Origin of the sequence: Bacillus sp. EKM420B, assembly GCF_011065565.1 — a bacterium.
GTDB classification, from domain to species: domain Bacteria; phylum Bacillota; class Bacilli; order Bacillales; family Bacillaceae; genus Bacillus; species Bacillus velezensis.
The window spans coordinates 407,523-427,797 of record NZ_JAAMNX010000002.1; the positions used below are offsets into that span (position 1 = coordinate 407,523).

Below are 20,275 nucleotides of genomic sequence, written 5' to 3' on the forward strand. Positions count from 1 at the left end.
TAGGAGGGTAAAAGCATGAAGACCGTTAAAGTCAATATCGTTACTCCCGACGGCCCAGTATATGATGCTGATATTGAAATGGTGAGTGTAAGAGCCGAGAGCGGTGATCTCGGTATCCTGCCTGGCCATATTCCGACCGTGGCTCCGCTTAAAATCGGCGCTGTCCGCCTTAAAAAAGACGGGCAGACCGAATTGGCGGCTGTCAGCGGCGGATTTTTAGAAGTCCGTCCTGATCAGGTCACTATCCTTGCACAAGCCGCTGAAACAGCGGAAAGCATTGATAAAGAGCGCGCCCTTGCTGCGAAAAAGCGGGCGGAAGACCGTTTGAACAAACGATCAGATGATACTGACATTCGTCGGGCTGAGCTTGCGTTACAGCGGGCTGTAAACAGATTGGATGTTGCAGGAAACTAAAAAAGAATCCTTCTCGGCTGTCTGAGAAGGATTCTTTTTCTATATTAACGCATAAGAGATTCATAGACGCCGATAAGCGGATGATCCTCTTCTTTTTGCAGATATAAATGTTCGCAGCAGTTGTCGGTGTGCCACGTTTTGTTTCCTCTCCGCACACCCGTCGTATAAGCGCCGTCCGTATACGGATAAGGTTTGACGACCCATTCGGCATCGTCATGATGTCTGATGGCGCAATCGATGACATACACGCTGAGCATTTTCTCAAATTCGTCAATCGGCAGGTTCCAATCCGCCAAAAGCAGCTCTTTTATGCTGCGGAAGTAAAGAGCTTCCACTGCCAGCAGGCTGCCGGGTGAATAATCAAGAGAAATGTTGAAAAACTGACATAATTCTTTCAGTTCCTCTGTTTGAGACTGTCTATAATCATAGTAGAATGCTATCGCTTCCCACTCGTGGTCAAATACGGGAAGTGTTTCTCCATACTGCTTTTCCGGATGAAAAAAGGAATGATTCATATTCCCATCTCCTTTCCAAAAAAGTATATCATGCCGGAGAACGGACATTTAAGCGGGGATTGCCCCTAATTTTGGATAAAAATTCTGATGTAAAAATGATCATCTTTCTCTCTTCTTCTTATATAATAAGAGAGGATATGAGGGGCGGAAAAAATGAAAGGAGATGGAATTTGTGAATGTATTGGGGCAGCAGGCCGCAATCAGCATCCTGGTTCACCTGGTATGCATTGCGGTGACATGGTGGGCGCTTCAGGCCGTCAACTTTGATCCGCTGATCCGAAAAGGAAAAATAGTGCAGGCGAGGCTGCTGATCATTCTTCTTACCATTGCGATCGGTACGGCAGTCGCCAACTTCTTTTTAGATTATCTTACCTATTCGAAACAGCTTCCATACTTATTTTAAGATGTTTCGTCTGTTGAAATGAAGGGAATCGCTGGGTGAGAAACCAATTTTTCTTCCACCCGCTTGGCGAGTTTTGACGAAGTTTTCCATGTATTGCTTTCCCCGGCTCCGGCAAAAATGGGAGTAAGGGGGAGAGATCGATATGAAGAAAAAAAGAGCAGGCCGCATCATCTTGTTTTTTGTTTTTTTAAGCGCCTTAATAGCGGTATTTCATTCCATTCATGCAAGTGAGCTGTCTCCGCTTGCCCAGATTGCCGAAGGAATGGAGCGGCAGCAGGTCACTGTGGATGAATGGACGCTTCATGCGAAAAAAAATCTGAACCTGTCACTGAGTGAATTTGATGACAAGGTAAAAGAACTGAAGACGCAGTATCCGCAATATCATTGGGAATCCGCGCGGGAAGATAAAATCGTAAAGGCCGTCGGCACGTATTCTGACAAAAAAAATCACACAACTTTTAAACTGCAGCTCGTCACTACCCTCAAAAACCAGAACCCAACTTCGTATTTATTATATGAGCAAATGAGCCCGGAGCAACCGGAAAACTGGAATGATACATATGAACAGTTTGAACGGCAGGCACATGACATATTTCAAAATAAAGTATTTATTTTTACTTGTCTAAAGGGTCATTTAAATGATAATATGAGTATTGTTTTGCAAAAAAAAGCAGAACAGCTCATGAAAGAATTTGAAGCAAGTCCAGTTGAACATGTAGTTGAGCCTCATTTCGTTTCTGTTTCTGCATTTACATATAAGTGGACAGATTACATCATGACATCGAAACATAAGATGAATGTGCAAGTTGCGCTTAGAAGTGCGGGAATGGGCGGAAAACATACCGTTACGGTTGGCACACCAATCGTGACGACTGAATATTAATATAGAGAATATAGGGACGCGGAGGGGAATACCTTGGAAAAAATCATCGTCCGCGGCGGTCAGAAGTTAAACGGCACAGTGAAAGTTGAAGGAGCAAAAAATGCCGTTTTACCAGTTATCGCTGCATCTTTATTAGCAAGTGAAGAAAAAAGCGTAATATGTGATGTACCTACGCTCTCCGATGTATATACAATTAATGAAGTGTTGCGTCATTTAGGAGCAGATGTGCATTTTGAGAATAATGAAGTTACCGTAAACGCTTCTTACGCTTTAGAAACAGAAGCACCTTTTGAATATGTGCGCAAAATGCGCGCGTCAGTGCTTGTTATGGGCCCTCTGTTAGCTCGTACGGGTCATTCAAGAGTAGCGCTTCCGGGCGGCTGCGCAATCGGCTCAAGACCGATTGATCAGCATTTAAAAGGCTTTGAAGCAATGGGTGCAAAAATCAAAGTAGGCAACGGCTTTATTGAAGCAGAAGTGGAAGGCCGTCTGCAGGGCGCAAAAATCTATTTAGATTTCCCAAGTGTGGGTGCGACAGAAAACTTGATTATGGCAGCTGCTTTAGCTGAAGGAACAACAACGCTTGAAAACGTGGCAAAAGAGCCTGAAATCGTTGACTTAGCGAACTATATCAATGCGATGGGCGGAAAAATCCGCGGAGCCGGCACAGGCACCATTAAAATTGAAGGTGTCGAGAAGCTTCGCGGCGTAAGACACAACATCATTCCTGACCGTATTGAAGCGGGTACTTTCATGGTGGCTGCGGCTATCACGGAAGGAAATGTATTAGTCAAAGGTGCGGTTCCTGAGCATCTTACGTCTTTAATTGCGAAAATGGAAGAAATGGGAGTCAAAATTACGGATGAAGGAGAAGGCCTTCGTGTCATCGGTCCTGCCCAGCTGAAGCCGATCGACATTAAAACGATGCCTCACCCAGGATTCCCGACTGATATGCAGTCGCAAATGATGGCGCTGCTTCTCCGTGCGAGCGGAACAAGCATGATTACTGAAACTGTGTTTGAAAACCGTTTTATGCATGCTGAAGAATTCCGCCGGATGAATGGCGACATTAAAATTGAAGGACGTTCTGTGATCATTAACGGTCCTGTACAGCTGCAAGGCGCAGAAGTTGCCGCTACGGACCTGCGTGCGGGCGCGGCGCTGATTCTTGCGGGATTAGTGGCTGAAGGTCATACACGCGTCACGGAACTGAAGCACTTGGATCGCGGTTATGTGAATTTCCATAAAAAACTTGCGGCTCTCGGCGCTGACATCGAGCGTGTCGTTGATGAAACGGCCGCTGAACAAGAAAGCAAAGAAGTCGTGACTGACCTAAACGCATAATGGCTGTAAAAACAGTATGTCAATCTGGCATACTGTTTTTTTATGGTTTTATCATCATTATTATGCTCTGATTTTCAAAAAAGAATACGTTTTTCGCCTGAAAAATGGAATAAAGATTCTGTCCAAAAGGAAGTCATATTAGCTTGTCCCTGCCCATAAGATGAAGTAGAGTCGAATCCCAAGCAGGAGGCAGCTGATATATGAAACCGATTGTATTTCTACTATCCGGGCTGTGTATACTTATTCTTCTTGTCCCCACTATTCTCGTCCTTCCGTTTCAGGCGGAAAAAGGAGCAGCCGTAAACAGAGAGCCCGGGCACAAAACAGCACACACCATACGAGAAACAAAAGGAGCAGAAACATTGAAAGAATCACCTGTATCCATTCCGGTTTATCGGACATCCAAACATTCTGTAGAGAACATTCCGCTTGAAGAGTACGTGATCGGTGTCGTGGCTTCCGAAATGCCCGCAACCTTTAAACCGGAAGCCTTAAAAGCCCAGGCGCTCGCCGCCCGGACTTTCATCGTCAGACTGATGGTCGCTGACTCAGCCGTTCAGGCGCCGAAAGGATCACTGGTGGATGATACGCAAATGTTCCAAGTCTATCAAAGCAAAAGCCAGCTGAAAAAAGAATGGGGTTCTAAGTACGCACACAACCTCAAGAAAATCACAAACGCGGTCGCAGGCACGCAAGGAAAGATTTTAACGTACGACAACAAGCCGATTGAGGCATCTTTCTTCTCTACGAGCAACGGGTATACGGAAAATGCGGAAGCCTATTGGACAAGCGCCATTCCTTATTTAAAGAGCGTGAAAAGTCCGTGGGATAAGCAATCGCCGAAATATCTCGCCACCCAGACCTTCAGTGTGCCGGAGTTTCAGCAAAAGCTCGGCGTACAGCTCTCGGGGCAAAACACGGTAGGGCAGATTACAGCCAGAACGCCGGGCCATCAAGTGGCGACGGCCGTCATAAACGGCAAAAAGCTGAAGGGAAGAGACATCCGGGAAAAACTCGGACTCCGTTCTGCCGACTTTGAATGGAAACGGAACGGCGGCAGCATCACCATTACGACAAAAGGATTCGGCCACGGCGTCGGCATGAGCCAGTACGGGGCCAATTACATGGCGGAGCAGGGGAAATCCGTTGCGGACATCGTCAAGCATTATTATCAGGGAGTGGACATATCCGAAGCAGATTCATTTTTAAACAAATATATGGCGAAAAAATAGACGCTTTCATGAGCGTCTGTTTTTTGAAAACTATTCCATAAACGGTAAAGCAACCAACAGACTCATATAACGAAAGCCTAAAGGCTGACAAATGCCGTCTGAAGGCTGAGCGCCGGGTGAAAATCACTGATAAAAATGCCGCATCTATGTGAATATACGCAAAAATAATGAGGAACGCCGTCCTATTTATTTCCCTTTTCATCTCATTTACGATAAATATTGTTCGGCGTTGAACGTAAATCTATTGAAAAGGGGAAGAAGCAATGAAAAAAACACTTTCACTCATAATTATGCTCGGATTGATGCTGACTGCTGCATCTCCTGCTTTTGCTGCCGAGAATGCAAACGAGAAGACATTTTTATTTAAAAACAATATCGCCATTTTGCTTGATGCGAGCGGCAGTATGGCGAAACGGATTGACGGCGTTTCTAAATACAATATGGCAAAAGATGAAATCGTCCGTTTTGCAGATCGAATTAAGTCTACATCACAGGTCAGAATGACGGTTTTCGGTTCGGAAGGCAATAATAAAAACTCCGGCAAAGTTCAATCTTGTGAATCCATTCGCGGTGTATACGGATTCCAAAAGTTTGACAGACAGAGCTTCCTCAACTCTCTGAACGGAATCGGGCCTACGGGCTGGACACCGATTGCAAAAGCATTAGAAGATGCGAAGGCTTCTTTTAACGGCGTTCATAAATTCGGCTTTAAATCCGTTTACCTGTTGACAGACGGTGAGGAGACATGCGGCGGAGATCCTATTAAGACAGCGAAAGAACTTCGCAAACATCATATTAAAGTCAACGTGATCGGCTTTGACTTTAAAGAAGGCTTCAACGGACAGCTTCACGCAATTGCCGGTGCGGGCGGAGGAAAATATTACGAAGCTCACAGCCAAAAGGATATGAACCGCATCTTTACGATGGAAGCGAGTTCATTAGCGAAATAAGAAAAGGTGCCGTTTAGCGGCCCTTTTTTTTATTTTTATTTAACAAAAATTTCAAGAAAAGATGAAGAGAAAACTGTAAAAAGAATCAGATTCCGGACTTATATTACAAAAAGGGCGAAAAAGGCATTAAATCTGTCATCATTTATCCAATCTTTTTAGGATGATGCGCATAATTCTGTTCATTTTTAACGGCGTACAGCCGCTTATACAAAAGGAATCCCGCCCTATATCTTTTTGCATACTCCTCATCTAGCATAGAGAAGAGCCGGGGGCCCATCGGCCAAAAACAAACGGAGAGGAATGAAGGAAATGAAAAAAATGTTCACTGCGGGGATTGTCGGACTTTTAACGCTTTCACTCGGATCACCTGTTTTTGCAGCTGAGAAAAAGCACGAAGAAACAAACGTCGCCGTGCTGTTTGACGCAAGCGGGAGCATGATACAAAAAACAGGGGGAGAGCGTAAAATAGATGTTGCGAAAGAGTCTGTCACTTCTTTTGCGGAAGTTCTTCCTGAAGACACGAATCTGATGCTTCGGGTATTCGGGCATAAGGGCAATAATAAAAACTCAGGCAAAGCCGTATCATGTAACGCGACAGAAACGTTATACGGCCTTCAGCCGTACGCCGTGACTCCATTTGAGCAATCACTCAGCAAGATTAAACCGACCGGCTGGACACCGATAGCGAAAGCGCTTTCTGATACACGTGAAGAATTTGAGCGAGCCGGCGCTAAAGGGAAAAACGTCGTATATCTGATCACAGACGGTGAAGAAACATGCGGCGGGAATCCTCAGGCCGAAATTCAAAAACTCCGTAAAGCGAATGTCAACACGGTCGTCAATATCATCGGCTTCAACTTCGGCATGAAAGGAAGCGAAAGCCTTGAAAAAGCGGCGGAAGCGGGAGGCGGCACATATGTCTCAGCTGACAGCGCGGACGAGTTTAAACAGGCTTGGGAAGACGCTGCAAAGGATTTAGCAAAAGAATAGGTTAAAAAAGGACGCCCGCGCGGCGTCTTTTTTTGTTTAGAAAACGGGACCGCGGGAATGATACGGATAAAAGGAGATGAACGCTGTTGTTAAAAGGAGCAGGCATTATATTGGTGCTGGCGGCAGTCGTTTTTGTTCTGATAGGGATTTTTCTGAAGCTTGCCGCCTTCATATTCGTCAGCATATTGGCCATTATCGCCGCAGTTATTTTATTCACCATTCTGAGCAGACATCATCGCAATGAAACATAGAGTCCGAAGAGGGCTCTTTTTTTAAACCGCAAATTCGACAAAATACAGGGATTGTGGAAGAATAAAAGAGAAGGATACTGCGGAGGGGAAAACAGTGGATGAAAAAACAACAGCGGTAAGAGACATATACCGCTATGAAAAAGGGGTATTAACAAAGACGGCAGATCGGATGGTTTCAGAGTATCCGCTGACCGTCATGGTGAACGGGCAGGAATTTGTTACGCTCGTCTGCACGCCTGACCATTTAGAGGAACTCGTCATCGGATTTCTCGCATCAGAAGGCGTCATTCGTTTTGAAAAAGAGATCAAAAGCTTTACTATAGATGAAAGTCTCGGGTTTGCATATGTTGAACTGACGAATCCCGGAGTGCTTGAGCAAAAAGACTATACGAAGAGGGTCATCGGTTCATGCTGCGGGAAAGGCCGCCATTTTTACTTTCAGCAGGATGTGAAAACGGCCAAAACCGCCGTCAGCCGGATTACCATAACTCCTGAGACGTGCCTTCGCCTGATGAAGGAGATGCAAAGCGGAAGCGGCACCTTCCGGGAAACGGGCGGCGTCCATAATGCAGCGCTGTGCGATACGGAAAAGCTGCTCTTGATGAGGACGGATATCGGGCGCCACAACGCGCTGGATAAGCTGTACGGCTGCTGTTTGAAAAACGGAATGCCCGTCCGTGACAAGCTGATCGTCTTCAGCGGCCGGATTTCCTCAGAGGTTTTATTAAAAGCCGCAAAAATCGGCGTGTCGATTGTCATTTCAAAATCGGCGCCGACGGAGCTCGCGCTGCAAATGGCGGAAGAGCTGAACATCACCGCGATCGGTTTTGTCAGAAACGGATCATTTAACGTATACACACATCCTGAACGGGTTGAACAATAGAAAGGGGTCTTGGGCTTATGAATACAGAAACGCGCCGGGTGACAGACAAAAAGGAAAGGCCGCTCAGGGATCTTCGTATCTCTGTAACCGACCGCTGCAACTTCAGATGCACGTACTGTATGCCAGCCGAATTATTCGGACCGGATTATCCATTTTTACAAAAGACGGAATTGCTCTCCTTCGAGGAGCTTGAGCGGCTTGCGAAGCTGTTTGTCGGCCGCTTCGGCGTTGAAAAAATCAGGCTGACGGGCGGAGAGCCGCTCATGAGAAAAGATATGCCTGAATTGATCAAAAAACTTGCGCGCATCCCCGGACTTAAAGATATCGCGATGACGACAAACGGCTCTCTGCTTCCCGTGTATGCGGAAAAACTGAAGCAGGCGGGGCTGCATCGAGTGACAGTCAGCCTCGATTCTTTAGAGGATGAGCGGTTTAAGGCCATTAACGGCCGCGGCGTTTCGGTGAAAAAGGTGCTTGAGGGCATTGAGGCGGCAAAAGCGGCCGGACTCGGTGTGAAAATCAATATGGTTGTTCAAAAGGGCGTCAATGAAAAAGATATCCTGCCGATGGCCCGCTATTTTAAAGAAAAGGGTCATATTCTCCGGTTTATTGAATTTATGGATGTAGGCAATACGAATCAATGGAATAAAAAAGACGTGATCACGAAGGCCGAAATTATTGATCTGATCAACCAGCACATGCCGACGGAGCCGATAGAAGCGAATTATAAAGGAGAGGTCGCTTCCAGGTTCCGCTATCTTGACGGTTCCGGCGAAATCGGCGTGATTTCCTCCGTCTCGGATGCATTCTGCGCCTCCTGCAACAGAGCGCGCCTGTCGGCGAGAGGCGAGCTGTTTACGTGCCTGTTTGCGTCAAGCGGCTATGATGTTCGGAAACTCGTGCGCGGCGGTCTGACCGATGATGAATTGACGGAATCCATCGCTTCTGTCTGGAGAAATCGCACGGATCAGTATTCAATTGACCGCGCGCTTTCTAAAACGGATGGGAAAAAGAAAGTGGAAATGTCTTATATAGGCGGATGAAGAAAAGCTTGCCCGGACAAGGGCAGGCTTTTTTATTCACATTATGAGAGCGGTCTGTTCAAAAAATACCGGTGACAGCCGAAATATATGATAGGAATTTTGATGCAGGACAATCAAGTTATGCAATTCCAAAGCCATACAATATGTTAAAATATAACCAATAGAAATTAGAAAAGGTTGTGAAAGGGGCATGACCGCATACGAGATTCCGTCATCTCAAGTTGGAGTCAAGATCAACAAATGGTACAAGCACATTTTAGCGTTTCAAGCGGCTGATGCCATAAAGCTGAAAGAGGAAATTGATGAGGATATACAACGTATGGAGGAAGACCAGCTGCTGCTGTTATATTATCAGCTGATCAGCTACCGCCATCATATTATGCTTAATTACGTCAAGCCGGAATGCACCGAACAATCACAGATTCAGTACAGCGAGCTGCAAAAGACGATCGAAAGCACGGACAGTATATCAGGACTGTCTGAGTATTATTTCCATTTGTTCAGAGGAATGTATGAATTCGATCACAATAACTATGTTGCGGCTATTTCTTTTTACCGGAAAGCGGAAAAACTCCTTTCATTTGTCGAGGATGATATAGAGAGGGCGGAATTCCATTTCAAGATGTCTGAAGTGTTTTACGTCATGAAGCAGACTCATTTTTCCATGAATCACGGGATTCAGGCGCTGGATACGTATATGAAACACGATTTTTACAGAGTGCGGAGAATTCAATGCCATTTCGTCATCTCAGGAAACTACATCGACTGTAAAAACTACGACAAAGCGCTTGAGCATTTAGACGAAGCCCTCCGCCTTTCTTTGCTTGAAGGACAGCCCCGCCTGATCGGGTCTTCGCTTTACAATCTGGGGAATTGTTATTCTGAAAAGCGGGATCTGGATGAAGCGGCCCGGTACTTTAGAAAAGCGGTTCCCGTTTTTGAAGAGCATCAGCTTGAACAGCTTCCGAAGGCGCTGTTCAGCTTAACGCACACCCTTTTCAGGCTGCATGATGACCAAGCGGCCCTTACCTATTATGAAAGAGGGATCATGATCGCGAAAGAACGCGGCGACCGATTCAGTTTAGAGAAGTATAAGTTTTTACAAGCGCTTTATTTGGAGTCTCTCAATATGGATTTAATTCATGAAGTGTTTGACTATATGAATGAAAAATCGCTGTATGTGTATATTGAAGATTTCGCCTTGGAGGCCGCCGTTTACACAAGCGCACATGAGCAATATAAAGAAGCGGCGTATTTTTATGAAAAGGCGATTCGCATGAGAGAAAACATTCAAAAAGAACAGTGTTTATACGATATATAATTTTCTTAACCATCTGATCAGCAGATGGTTATTTTTTTATGCACATCAGGACGTTTGATCATAGAAAAAATCGGAAAAATCGCAAAGAGGGAAAAAAGTACGATGGGAAGGAGGGATTTGTTGTTCGGATTTAATGATATGATAAAGTTTTTCGTTTCATTTCTCATCATTCTCCCGATGGTGTCTGTCATCCATGTGTCGGGACACAGCTTTATGGCCATGCTGTTCGGAGGCAAGGCGTCATTGGATATCGGAATGGGGAAACGTCTTTTAAAAGTAGGGCCGATTCAGGTTCGGCGTATCTACTTCATAGATTCTTTCTGCAAGTTCGGCGAATTGCGGATAGATAACCGCCTGACGAGCGCGCTCGTCTATTCCGGAGGCTGTCTGTTTAATCTCGCTTCTATTTTTTTAATAAATCTGCTGATCATAAAAGATGTCCTTGAGCCAAACTTATTTTTTTACCAATTTGTCTATTTTTCAACTTATTATGTTTTCTTTGCTCTTCTGCCCGTGCAATACGGGGATAATAAGCTGTCAGACGGATTGGCCGTTTACAAAGTGATCCGCTACGGGGAACGCTGTGAAATCAATAATTGAGAGTTGAAATGTTTGCTATCAGGCTGAAAGGGAAGAAAACAAGTACACAAAAACAAAAGGAGCTGAAGAGATCATGAGTGAAGATAACGGTTTAAAAGACAAAGTAAAAGGCGGTATGAACAAAATGAAAGGGGAAGCAAAGGACAAAGCCGGCGACATGGCAAACAAGTCCGACTTAAAAGCGGAAGGTAAAAAAGACAAAGCGAAAGGCAGCCTGCAAAAGGGTGTCGGTAAAACGAAAGATAAACTCAGTGACGATTAATTTGATCGTGAAACACAGCAAAAGCCCAAAATATTTTGGGCTTTTTGTTATGAGAAATGACAAAAATTCCAGTTCGTTTGGTTAATATTCACTAAATTTTTAAATATTCTATAAATTCTCCGGCAATTTCTTTATAATATTCACAAAGAATGTAACCTTTCTTCACATTTGATTAAACGTTTGTTGAAGAAAAAAATGAGAAATCGGTCATTTCTGCAAAAGGAATCGGGCCGTTCACCGTCGAATAACTTTTATCACTTAACATTTCATGAGGTGAAGGGGGTGACGGCCGCCTGCATCGTTTCGGTATGACCATGCGGATTGTGTTTGACTATCACTAAGGGGGAATACAGATGAAACTGACACCGGTTGAACAAGAAAAATTGCTTATTTTTACGGCGGGAGAGCTCGCTAAGCAGCGGAAGGCGCGCGGCGTTCTGCTGAATTATCCCGAAGCCGCCGCATATTTGACCTGTTATCTGATGGAAGGCGCGAGAGACGGAAAAAGCGTTGCTGAGCTGATGGAATCCGGCCGCAATGTATTGACGGAAAAAGACGTTATGGAAGGCGTTGCGGAAATGCTGGACAGCATTCAGGTGGAAGCGACGTTCCCGGACGGGGTTAAGCTTGTCACCGTTCATCAGCCGATCAAATCGGAGGTGAAGTCATGAAGCCGGGAGCGATACAAGTCGCAAAGGGGACCATCACCATTAACGAAGGCCGGAAGACGCTGGAGGTGTCAGTCACCAATAACGGAACACGGTCAGTGCAGGTAGGATCGCATTTTCATTTTGCCGAAGCCAACGGCGCCCTTTCCTTTAATCGGGACAAAGCAATCGGCATGCGCCTTGATATCCCGTCAGGCACATCTGTCCGTTTTGAACCGGGAGAAGAGAAAACCGTCACGCTCGTGGAAATCGGAGGGCGAAAAACGGTCAGAGGCCTCAACGGCATGGCCGATACGTATATGGATGAGCGGGGAAAAGAGAAGACGCTGTCAAATCTTAAAAAAGCCGGATGGATGGAGGAGGCGATCCGATGAAAATGTCACGTGAGCAATACGCAGAACTGTTCGGACCGACAACGGGAGACAAAGTCAGACTCGGAGATACGGATTTATGGATTGAAGTCGAAAAAGATTTCACGAATTACGGGGAAGAAATGATTTTCGGCGGAGGGAAAACAATCCGGGACGGCATGGGGCAGAACGGGCGTATCACTGGGAAAGACGGAGCGCTTGATCTGGTCATTACAAACGCCGTCATCCTGGATTATACCGGAATCGTCAAGGCGGATATCGGGGTGAAGGACGGCCGGATTGTCGGCGTCGGGAAAAGCGGCAACCCTGATATGATGGATGGGGTGGACCCGCACATGATTATCGGTGCAGGAACAGAAGTCATTTCCGGCGAAGGGAAAATCGTAACGGCCGGCGGGGTGGATACGCATATCCACTTTATCTGCCCGCAGCAGATGGAAGTCGCGCTTTCTTCAGGCGTGACCACGCTTCTCGGCGGCGGAACAGGTCCTGCGACGGGAAGTAAAGCGACGACTTGTACATCCGGTGCATGGTACATGTCGAGAATGCTGGAAGCGGCCGAGGAGTTTCCGATCAATGTCGGTTTCTTAGGAAAAGGAAATGCATCCGATAAAGCGCCGCTGATCGAGCAGGTGGAAGCAGGCGCGATCGGCCTGAAGCTGCATGAAGATTGGGGATCAACGCCAAGCGCCATTAAAGCTTGCATGGAAGCAGCGGATGAGGCGGACATTCAGGTGGCGATCCACACAGACACGATAAATGAAGCGGGCTTTTTAGAAAATACGCTTGATGCGATCGGCGACCGGGTTATCCATACATATCACATAGAGGGAGCCGGCGGAGGCCACGCACCGGATATTATGAAACTCGCATCTTACGCCAATATCCTGCCGTCCTCTACGACGCCGACGATTCCATATACCGTCAACACGATGGATGAGCATCTTGATATGATGATGGTCTGCCATCATTTAGATTCAAAAGTGCCTGAAGACGTGGCGTTCAGTCATTCACGCATCAGAGCGGCCACCATTGCGGCGGAGGATATTCTGCACGATATCGGCGCGATCAGCATGACGTCATCTGACTCGCAGGCGATGGGCAGGGTGGGAGAAGTGATTATCCGGACATGGCAGGTGGCCGATAAAATGAAAAAACAGCGCGGCGCTCTATCAGGAGAAAACGGCAATGACAATGTGCGCGCCAAACGCTATATCGCCAAATACACGATCAACCCGGCTGTCACTCACGGCCTGAGCCATGAAGTCGGTTCCGTTGAAAAAGGAAAGCTTGCAGACCTTGTACTATGGGACCCGGTTTTCTTCGGTGTCAAACCTGAACTTGTGCTCAAAGGCGGCATGATCGCCCGCGCCCAGATGGGAGATCCGAATGCTTCCATTCCGACGCCTGAGCCCGTGTTTATGCGGCAGATGTACGCATCCTACGGTAAAGCAAACCGAAATACCTCTATTACATTTATGTCCCAGGCCGGTATCGCAAACGGTGTGCCGGAAAAGCTCGGCCTTGAAAAAATGATTTCTCCCGTACGGAATATCCGTAAGCTGAGTAAGCTCGACATGAAGCTGAATGACGCGATGCCGAATATACATGTCGATCCGAAAACCTATCAGGTGTTCGCCGACGGAGAAGAGCTGGCATGCCAGCCCGTCAGTTATGTTCCGCTAGGACAGCGTTATTTCTTATTTTAATCCCTCTCCGGCCGGTTTCCCGCCGGCCTGTTTACCCTCTATTGCCAACTTGATTTCATCCTGCCGCCCGTTTTAGTGTATATTAGTAGTTGACAAACAAATGAAATGTAACCATTGTGGTTACAACGGTGGTGAAAAACATGATTAACAGCCGTCTTGCTGTGGCCATTCACATTTTATCGCTGATCTCAACGGATGAACGGGCGTCATCGGACATGATTGCGGGCAGCGTAAACACCAATCCCGTCGTAGTGCGGAGAACGATCAGCCAGCTGAAAAAAGCGGGTATTCTGACATCCCGGGCGGGTGTTCCGGGAGCCAGCCTGAAAAAAGATCCGTCGGAGATCGCCCTCTTAGAGGTTTACAGGGCGGTGCAGAATAAGGAAGAGCTTTTTGCGGTTCACGACAATCCGAACCCCGACTGTCCGGTCGGCAAAAATATTCAGCGCGCGCTCGATGAGACGTTCGGAAGCGTACAGCGGGCAATGGAGAATGAACTTGCGAGCAAGTCCCTTTATGATGTAATGAATCATCTCTTTTGTTAAAAAGAGATGGGTTCATGCCGCTAGAGGTGTAACGGAAATGGTTACAATGGATAATGAGGAAATCACGGTTTTGGCTCTATATTCAGACAAGCCTGGATGCGGGATTGCGATCTGTTTAATGAAGAAATCCTCCGAAACTAAAGGAGGTGGTAACCAGGATATTTTTATTTTGCTTAAGGCTTATGTGAAGGTGTCTGTTGTAAGCGGGTTACCAAAAAAAGACGGAACTCTTATTTTAATACGCGCTAAAAAAACTGATGGAGAATATCCTGCCTCCGGTAATGCCAAAACCGTTCGCCTCTTCACAATCATTATAAAATTTCTCAAGGAACGATCAGCAGCCCGTTAGCTGCCCCTCATTAAAGATGAGCTGTTACCACACTGTTACATTAGAACTTCCGCTGCTTTTATATCCTTCTGTTGCTAAGACTTGATAAGCCCAATTACTGCCCAGATTCATTCCATGGCTCTTCCATGCGTTAACATGATTGCTGAAAGTGATTGCAGCGTTGCTTCCTGTCGGTCTCTTCGACTGGCGGACACTCCAGTACTGCGTAAAAGTAGTGTTATCGCCATCAATGGAAGGTGCATTATAACGTGTCGTTGTATATATGTCATATGTACCTCCATCACTCTTTACAGTACCTTTATACGTTCCGGTAGGTCTGTAAGTACCCCATGAATCCACCACATAATATTCGATGAGAGGTGCTCTCGTCCAGCCGTATAAAGTCAAATATCCATTGCCATTCGGCGCCCAAACTCCGGCATTATAGTTTATTGTTCTAAATGGCGAGCCTGTAGTCCAGCCTTTACCAACAACGAAATTCCCGGTATTAGACCAATTAACACTGTAATTCCCGCCAGAGCCATTGACTGCGTTTACTGTCCCGCCCCCGTCAGTCCAATTTTGCCAGTAATCTGTGCCAGCTGCAGAGGCGGTTGCCGAAAACATGCTGATACTCATGAAAGCTGCCGTTAATCCCACTAAGAATTTCTTTTTAAACTTAAACATATGTTACCTCCTATACTATTTTTTCTGACTTTGACATGAGGCAGCACTCGTAAATATTTAACAAACGCCAACGCTTTTGATCGTTCCTTTCAATATAATAGCATGAATACATGAGTGAATATTAAGAACAATTGTAATTTAATTACAAAGACCCAAAAACTGTATGATGAGTGGTCTTGTACCGCCATAGCCTTATTTCGCAGAACTGAGTGATTTCAGTTGAAACTCTGAGGAAACGTTTTATTTGAAAAAACTTTTTTGCCGAAAGAATATCTGCATACAGCGTCAATGCTGTTCGCCGCCGTATTGGCAAATCCAAAGCAGAAAAACTTTACCGTTGTCGGAGAAGCGGAATAAGAAAAAATCCCGGGCGGATGCGCCGGGATTTTCCTTTTTAATATGTATTGGCATCAATATTATTAAACACGCCGTCCACGATGCCGAGCGTCATGAGGACAATGAAGAGAACGATACCGAGAACGGACAAGCCGACCGTCACGATCAGGTAGATCCCCTGCATTTTCACGAACTTTGCATAATTCTCCAGCATATGTTCCTCTGTCAGTTCATTGAACTGCGCCGCCATCTGTCCCGCTTCATTTGCCGAGCGCATCAGAAAAATGCCGGCAATCATCTGCAGAACGCCGGGAATGGCTCCGATTAAAAAGAAAAACGCGCCCGACAGCGCCGCAAACGCGCCTATAATAATAAATAAAATACCTGTCGCTTTTCCCCATTTCGAAATAGAAATAAGCGAACGATTCACTGATTCAGGTTTCAAACTATGGCACTCCTTTACAAAAAAATACTCACTTTTCATTTATACACTATTCGGTCATTCTTTTGAATATAAAATGTGTTTTTTCAAGCCGTGTCCGTTTTTACCTGTTATGACTGTCTATTGAAGGGATGGTGTTCAACAAGTAGACATAATCGTCATTAACCAACTGAAAAAGCTCTATTTATGAACTACTTGTTGTATAACTTATTCATCTTCAATTAAATAGTGCAAAAAGCAAAAGAGTGCTGATTCTATCAGCGGTAAATAGCTTTTTAGTAAGAATCTAAAAAAAGTCAGTTCCAGAAAGAAGGGTCATGATGCTACCATTTAACAGTTATTGTGTGTGATTGTACTTCATAAGATCCAATATTAAGTGTAACCGCAACTCGGTTTCTGCTAAAGTGTTCTTTTCTTAATTTATTGATAGAGAATGATTTTGTAGGAGTTCTTTTTGAGAATGAGCCTTTTAATTGATATTGTGAAGCGCCCTCTGAGACTCTAAGATAAGCAGTATAATTTAATGTTCCGCATTTACCGTTAGTTTCTCCATACCAATCAATTGTAGATGCTTTTTTAGAATATGTATAAGCGTCAACCCAAACTCTGACCTTACAGCCTTTCTTTCCAACTTCAGTCCACGGGCCTGTAGCTGCTTGAGCTTTACCAACCGGAATACTCAGAAGGCCTAGTGAAAGAACAACAACCGATAATAAAATTGAGATTTTTTTCATGATAATTTCCTCCTTTTATGAAATATTTTACTATATATTATAAATTAATCAATGTATATTCCAATTTTAAAAATAGTTTAATTTAAATTTATAAAAAGACAAGTGCGAATACTCATGAAAATTTGGCTGTTTATACCTTTAAATGAGTGTATAACCAAAATTGTTATGGTTATACACGTCTTTTAAAGGTGAAATAAGCTAATGCTTATCATTTTACAAAATCGGCGACAGAAGTCTTGAAATCGATTCTTTAATGCGGATCCGCAGCGAACGCTCCTGATATTCTTCATACGTATATTTTCTGGAGACGAGCAGATCTTCTTTAAATGAGGAAATGAGTTTTTTCGCGATGGTGACGTCATAAATAAAGGCGTTGACCTCAAAATTAAGTCTGAAGCTTCTGACGTCGATATTCGCCGTACCGACTGAAGCCGTCTCATCATCAACGACAATCGTTTTTGCATGAATAAAGCCGTTATCGTAAATGTAGACTGAGGCTCCGGCTTTCAAAAGATCGCCGATGTAAGATAAAGTCGCCCAGTAAACGAAAGCGTGATCCGGTTTGTTCGGGATCATGATTTTGACGTCGATGCCTGACAGACAGGCGATCCTGAGGGCGTCCAAAAGACTTGAGTCTGGAATAAAGTAAGGCGTCTGAATCAGAATCGATCGTTTGGCCGTTGAGATCATCTTGATATAGCCGTTTTTAATTTGTTCCCATTCTGAATCAGGTCCGCTTGTGACAATCTGCATCCCGACATTGCCCTTCGGCTCGCATTCCGGAAAATGATTCGGAACGTAAGTGAGCGTATGGTGATGGGAGGCTTGGTTCCAATCGAGAATAAACCGTGTCTGAATGGCGTGTACCGCCGTGCCTTGAAGTCTGAGGTGCGTATCGCGCCAGTAGCCGAATTTCGGATTCAGGCCGAGATATTCATCTCCGACGTTAAAGCCGCCGACATAGCCGGTTTCGCCGTCAATGATGACGAGCTTGCGGTGATTCCGATAATTGAGCCGCAAATTAATCGGACGAAGCCTGGAAGGAAAAAAGACTTCCACATGGCCGCCGGCGTCCCGCAGCGGTTTGAAGAATTTTTTTCTGAGTGATCTTGAACCGAGTTCATCATATAACACTCTGACCTTTACGCCTTCCCGTGCTTTTTTCACTAAGGCATCGCGCAATTTTTTTCCCAGTTCATCACCTTTATAAATATAGTATTGAAGGTGAATGTGATCTTTTGCGTTGGAAATGTCCTTCATTAAGCGTTTGAACTTATCGCGCCCGTCCGTTAAAATCTCCACCGAATTATCCTCTGTAAAGACTGCGTGGTTGTTCATGACAAGCATATAGATGAGGTCTTTATTATCCACAGTCGCCCTGTTGTTAAATTGGAATTGCCTCGACTTCAGATCTTTCAGCTGAGACTTCAGCAGCTTTTCTATCCCGATTTTTTTACGGTCTTCCCATTGAAACAGATGCTTGCGTCTCAGGTTATGGCCGAATAACAGGTATAAAATAAACCCTAAAATGGGAATAAAAAAAAGAACCAAGAGCCAAGCCCATGAAGCGCTGGCATCGCGTCTTTCTTTGAAAATCATGATGACGGCCAAAAGTATATTTAAAACGAAAAAAAATCCGAATAAAATAAATGAAATGCTCACTTTGCAACCCCGCTATATCATATTTATCAAGACTGTGCCCATTAGTATTCCGACAAGTGCAGCAATCTGATTCCCATTTCAAATTATAACATTGACATTTTGAAAGAATAAAGAGCCGGAATCAAAGATGAATGCAGTTTTCTTTCAAAGAAAGTTCCGGGTGCGGTAAAATATGCATATATGAAAAAGAAGACAAAAATGACAGCAAAGGGGAGAGGGCATGAAGCTGGAGCATGCGGAACAATTGCCGGGATTCATAAAAAAAGAAATTCAGAAAATACAAATCGCCATCGCGCCGCTGATGAAAAAAAGCATCATTTACCGTTTTCTTGCTTTCCCGCTCGCCGCTTTTAGTCTGTTTCATCTGGCATCGCTTTTGATTCAGGCCCCTTCCGGGAGAGGAGCTCTCGTATCGGCCGGCATTTTTGCCCTCCTTGCGGCTCTGGGTCTTGCGTTTTTTAAGGAAGCCGGCTATCAGCGGAAACAGGTGCAAAAAACGATCCGCCTTTATATGCTGAACAGGATCAGAAAAAGCGATATTCTGTCTGAGGAACGGAAAAGCGCCTATACCCGGCTGATTGCCGAGGAGCCGTCTGCGATGAAGAGCTTTATTGAATTTTTAACGGAAGAAGACCGGAAAAAAGAAATGCTTTATTAAAAAAGAGCTGACGCGCGATCAGCTCTTTTTGTCATTCAAACACAGGGTCGTTCTCATAGTAATATGAATCAGGCGTGTCATACGTATCAGTGCTGTAATAAGCCATAATTCCGATGACAGCGAAGATGACGACTAAAATAAAAGCGAGAATGCCCAAGACCACACTGGATGCCGCGTAAAAAAACTGCATTTTGATAAATGACGCGTAATGTGCAAGCATATTTTCTTCCGCGTTTTCTTCTAGTCCTTCCTGAAGGGCGGCAGCCGCTTTTGCCGAGCGCATCAGCATGACGCCGGAAATGATGAGCAGAACACCCGGAATGGCTCCGAGCAGCGTCACAATGGCTGACAGAGCGGAAAGAGAGCCCGTGATGATCAGAAACACGGCGGTGATCTTTCCCCATTTGGCGATGTCGGCAAGGGAACGGGCTTTTTTATTGAGCGGCTGGTTTTCGTCTTTGTCTTTATCGATGGTGATCATGACAGTTCTCTCCCTAAAATATTCAAGTCATATCGTTTTCCGTCCATTTCGGCGATACCCGGGAATACGCCCCATTCGGTAAAACCGAATTTTTCAAACAGCTTAATGCTCGGCACGTTATGTCCGAAGATAAAAGCCATCAGGCTGCGGATGCCGATTGTCGGAGCGAGTGCCAGGGCTTCTTTCAGCAAAAAGCTTCCTGCTCCTTTGCCGCGGCAATCCTGATGCAGATAGATGCTGATCTCCGCCGTTTTGTCATAGGCCGGACGGCCGTAAAACGTTTCAAAGCTGATCCAGGCCGCCACTTTGCCGGTCTCATCTTCCGCGACCATCAGCGGGCGCCGGTCCGTGTGCCGCAAAAACCAATCCATCCGGTCTGCGGGCGTCACTTCTTCCGTATCAGCCGTTACCATTCGTGAGGCAATCGTCGAGTTGTATATGGCCACCACCGCATCTAAATCCTCCAATACGGCTTTGCGCAGGGTCAAATTCATATTCCGGGATCTCCCTTCACATTTCATTACATAATCAAGTGCAATCTGCACATACTACTTCCAAAAAAG

General features: G+C 45.3%; 26 protein-coding genes. 19 read left to right on the forward strand and 7 right to left on the reverse strand.

The genetic code is table 11. The features are described 5' to 3' along the window. The first annotated feature begins 15 nt into the window (after window positions 1-15). Window positions 16-414, forward strand: coding sequence for a F0F1 ATP synthase subunit epsilon (locus G9F48_RS07035; protein WP_003151176.1), 399 nt, complete (start codon window positions 16-18; stop codon window positions 412-414). A 44-nt stretch (window positions 415-458) separates the two neighbouring features. Here the strand turns inward: G9F48_RS07035 and G9F48_RS07040 are convergent, their stop codons facing one another. Beyond that, window positions 459-929: a hypothetical protein gene (locus G9F48_RS07040; RefSeq protein WP_003151179.1), complete on the reverse strand. Its 471-nt coding sequence runs from the start codon at window positions 927-929 to the stop codon at window positions 459-461. 172 nt (window positions 930-1,101) lie between these two features. Between G9F48_RS07040 and G9F48_RS07045 the strand changes: the two genes are divergently transcribed. The 17 genes from G9F48_RS07045 to G9F48_RS19715 all read left to right on the forward strand — a co-directional run bounded on the left by G9F48_RS07045 (window position 1,102) and on the right by G9F48_RS19715 (window position 14,733). Further along, a complete protein-coding gene (locus G9F48_RS07045; protein ID WP_003151181.1) occupies window positions 1,102-1,332 on the forward strand; it encodes a DUF1146 family protein in 231 nt (76 codons plus the stop codon). A gap of 142 nt (window positions 1,333-1,474) precedes the next feature. Next, window positions 1,475-2,215: a YwmB family TATA-box binding protein gene (locus G9F48_RS07050; protein ID WP_003151183.1), complete on the forward strand. Its 741-nt coding sequence runs from the start codon at window positions 1,475-1,477 to the stop codon at window positions 2,213-2,215. A 33-nt stretch (window positions 2,216-2,248) separates the two neighbouring features. Further along, window positions 2,249-3,559 (forward strand): UDP-N-acetylglucosamine 1-carboxyvinyltransferase, encoded by a 1,311-nt coding sequence (gene murA / locus G9F48_RS07055; protein WP_003151185.1) that lies wholly within the window; start codon window positions 2,249-2,251, stop codon window positions 3,557-3,559. 200 nt (window positions 3,560-3,759) lie between these two features. Next, window positions 3,760-4,791 carry a stage II sporulation protein D gene (gene spoIID, locus G9F48_RS07060; protein ID WP_070082508.1) on the forward strand — a complete coding sequence of 344 codons (1,032 nt, stop codon included), beginning with the start codon at window positions 3,760-3,762 and terminating at the stop codon, window positions 4,789-4,791. 263 nt (window positions 4,792-5,054) lie between these two features. After that, entirely contained in the window at window positions 5,055-5,741 is a 687-nt protein-coding gene (locus G9F48_RS07065; RefSeq protein WP_003151188.1) for a VWA domain-containing protein, read from the forward strand. Between the two features lie 309 nt (window positions 5,742-6,050). Continuing rightward, complete coding sequence (locus G9F48_RS07070; protein WP_015387578.1) at window positions 6,051-6,731, forward strand: VWA domain-containing protein; 681 nt, start codon at window positions 6,051-6,053, stop codon at window positions 6,729-6,731. An 86-nt stretch (window positions 6,732-6,817) separates the two neighbouring features. Next, entirely contained in the window at window positions 6,818-6,982 is a 165-nt protein-coding gene (locus G9F48_RS07075; protein WP_003151191.1) for a hypothetical protein, read from the forward strand. Between the two features lie 94 nt (window positions 6,983-7,076). Beyond that, on the forward strand, window positions 7,077-7,865 hold the full coding sequence (fdhD, locus tag G9F48_RS07080; RefSeq protein WP_014306001.1) for a formate dehydrogenase accessory sulfurtransferase FdhD: 789 nt from the start codon (window positions 7,077-7,079) through the stop codon (window positions 7,863-7,865). 17 nt (window positions 7,866-7,882) lie between these two features. After that, window positions 7,883-8,908 carry a GTP 3',8-cyclase MoaA gene (gene moaA, locus G9F48_RS07085; RefSeq protein WP_165409268.1) on the forward strand — a complete coding sequence of 342 codons (1,026 nt, stop codon included), beginning with the start codon at window positions 7,883-7,885 and terminating at the stop codon, window positions 8,906-8,908. Between the two features lie 190 nt (window positions 8,909-9,098). Further along, on the forward strand, window positions 9,099-10,229 hold the full coding sequence (locus G9F48_RS07090; RefSeq protein WP_165409269.1) for a response regulator aspartate phosphatase: 1,131 nt from the start codon (window positions 9,099-9,101) through the stop codon (window positions 10,227-10,229). Between the two features lie 120 nt (window positions 10,230-10,349). Beyond that, on the forward strand, window positions 10,350-10,829 hold the full coding sequence (locus G9F48_RS07095; RefSeq protein WP_065982538.1) for a hypothetical protein: 480 nt from the start codon (window positions 10,350-10,352) through the stop codon (window positions 10,827-10,829). A gap of 73 nt (window positions 10,830-10,902) precedes the next feature. Beyond that, window positions 10,903-11,091: a CsbD family protein gene (locus G9F48_RS07100; RefSeq protein ID WP_003151197.1), complete on the forward strand. Its 189-nt coding sequence runs from the start codon at window positions 10,903-10,905 to the stop codon at window positions 11,089-11,091. Window positions 11,092-11,444: 353 nt separating this feature from the next. After that, window positions 11,445-11,762 carry an urease subunit gamma gene (ureA, locus tag G9F48_RS07105; protein ID WP_156735448.1) on the forward strand — a complete coding sequence of 106 codons (318 nt, stop codon included), beginning with the start codon at window positions 11,445-11,447 and terminating at the stop codon, window positions 11,760-11,762. Beyond that, a complete protein-coding gene (gene ureB / locus G9F48_RS07110) occupies window positions 11,759-12,133 on the forward strand; it encodes an urease subunit beta (protein ID WP_003151199.1) in 375 nt (124 codons plus the stop codon). Before ureA ends, ureB begins: the two co-directional genes overlap by 4 nt. Then, complete coding sequence (ureC, locus tag G9F48_RS07115; RefSeq protein WP_014305996.1) at window positions 12,130-13,839, forward strand: urease subunit alpha; 1,710 nt, start codon at window positions 12,130-12,132, stop codon at window positions 13,837-13,839. The genes ureB and ureC overlap by 4 nt, the downstream gene beginning before the upstream one ends. A 140-nt stretch (window positions 13,840-13,979) precedes the next feature. Then, window positions 13,980-14,384, forward strand: a complete 405-nt coding sequence (locus G9F48_RS07120) for an Rrf2 family transcriptional regulator (RefSeq protein WP_156735449.1) — start codon at window positions 13,980-13,982, stop codon at window positions 14,382-14,384. 37 nt (window positions 14,385-14,421) lie between these two features. Next, window positions 14,422-14,733, forward strand: a complete 312-nt coding sequence (locus G9F48_RS19715) for a hypothetical protein (protein ID WP_238785807.1) — start codon at window positions 14,422-14,424, stop codon at window positions 14,731-14,733. Between the two features lie 24 nt (window positions 14,734-14,757). Here the strand turns inward: G9F48_RS19715 and xynA are convergent, their stop codons facing one another. The 4 genes from xynA to cls all read right to left on the reverse strand — a co-directional run bounded on the left by xynA (window position 14,758) and on the right by cls (window position 18,573). Next, window positions 14,758-15,399, reverse strand: a complete 642-nt coding sequence (gene xynA / locus G9F48_RS07130) for an endo-1,4-beta-xylanase XynA (protein ID WP_007407578.1) — start codon at window positions 15,397-15,399, stop codon at window positions 14,758-14,760. A 394-nt stretch (window positions 15,400-15,793) separates the two neighbouring features. Next, complete coding sequence (locus tag G9F48_RS07135) at window positions 15,794-16,180, reverse strand: DUF5362 family protein (RefSeq protein ID WP_165409270.1); 387 nt, start codon at window positions 16,178-16,180, stop codon at window positions 15,794-15,796. A gap of 320 nt (window positions 16,181-16,500) precedes the next feature. Next, window positions 16,501-16,911: a hypothetical protein gene (locus G9F48_RS07140; RefSeq protein WP_047936269.1), complete on the reverse strand. Its 411-nt coding sequence runs from the start codon at window positions 16,909-16,911 to the stop codon at window positions 16,501-16,503. 213 nt (window positions 16,912-17,124) lie between these two features. Continuing rightward, the gene (gene cls / locus G9F48_RS07145) at window positions 17,125-18,573 is read right to left on the reverse strand and encodes a cardiolipin synthase (protein ID WP_007407575.1); all 1,449 of its coding nucleotides are present in this window, start codon (window positions 18,571-18,573) and stop codon (window positions 17,125-17,127) included. A 220-nt stretch (window positions 18,574-18,793) separates the two neighbouring features. On the opposite strand from cls, the gene G9F48_RS07150 reads away from it, so the two are divergent. Further along, a complete protein-coding gene (locus G9F48_RS07150) occupies window positions 18,794-19,231 on the forward strand; it encodes a DUF5392 family protein (protein WP_007614328.1) in 438 nt (145 codons plus the stop codon). A gap of 31 nt (window positions 19,232-19,262) precedes the next feature. Here G9F48_RS07150 and G9F48_RS07155 read toward each other — a convergent pair whose 3' ends face one another. After that, window positions 19,263-19,712 carry a DUF5362 family protein gene (locus G9F48_RS07155; protein ID WP_003151216.1) on the reverse strand — a complete coding sequence of 150 codons (450 nt, stop codon included), beginning with the start codon at window positions 19,710-19,712 and terminating at the stop codon, window positions 19,263-19,265. After that, window positions 19,709-20,200 carry a GNAT family N-acetyltransferase gene (locus tag G9F48_RS07160; protein ID WP_101563124.1) on the reverse strand — a complete coding sequence of 164 codons (492 nt, stop codon included), beginning with the start codon at window positions 20,198-20,200 and terminating at the stop codon, window positions 19,709-19,711. Before G9F48_RS07160 ends, G9F48_RS07155 begins: the two co-directional genes overlap by 4 nt. Between the last annotated feature and the right edge of the window lie 75 nt (window positions 20,201-20,275).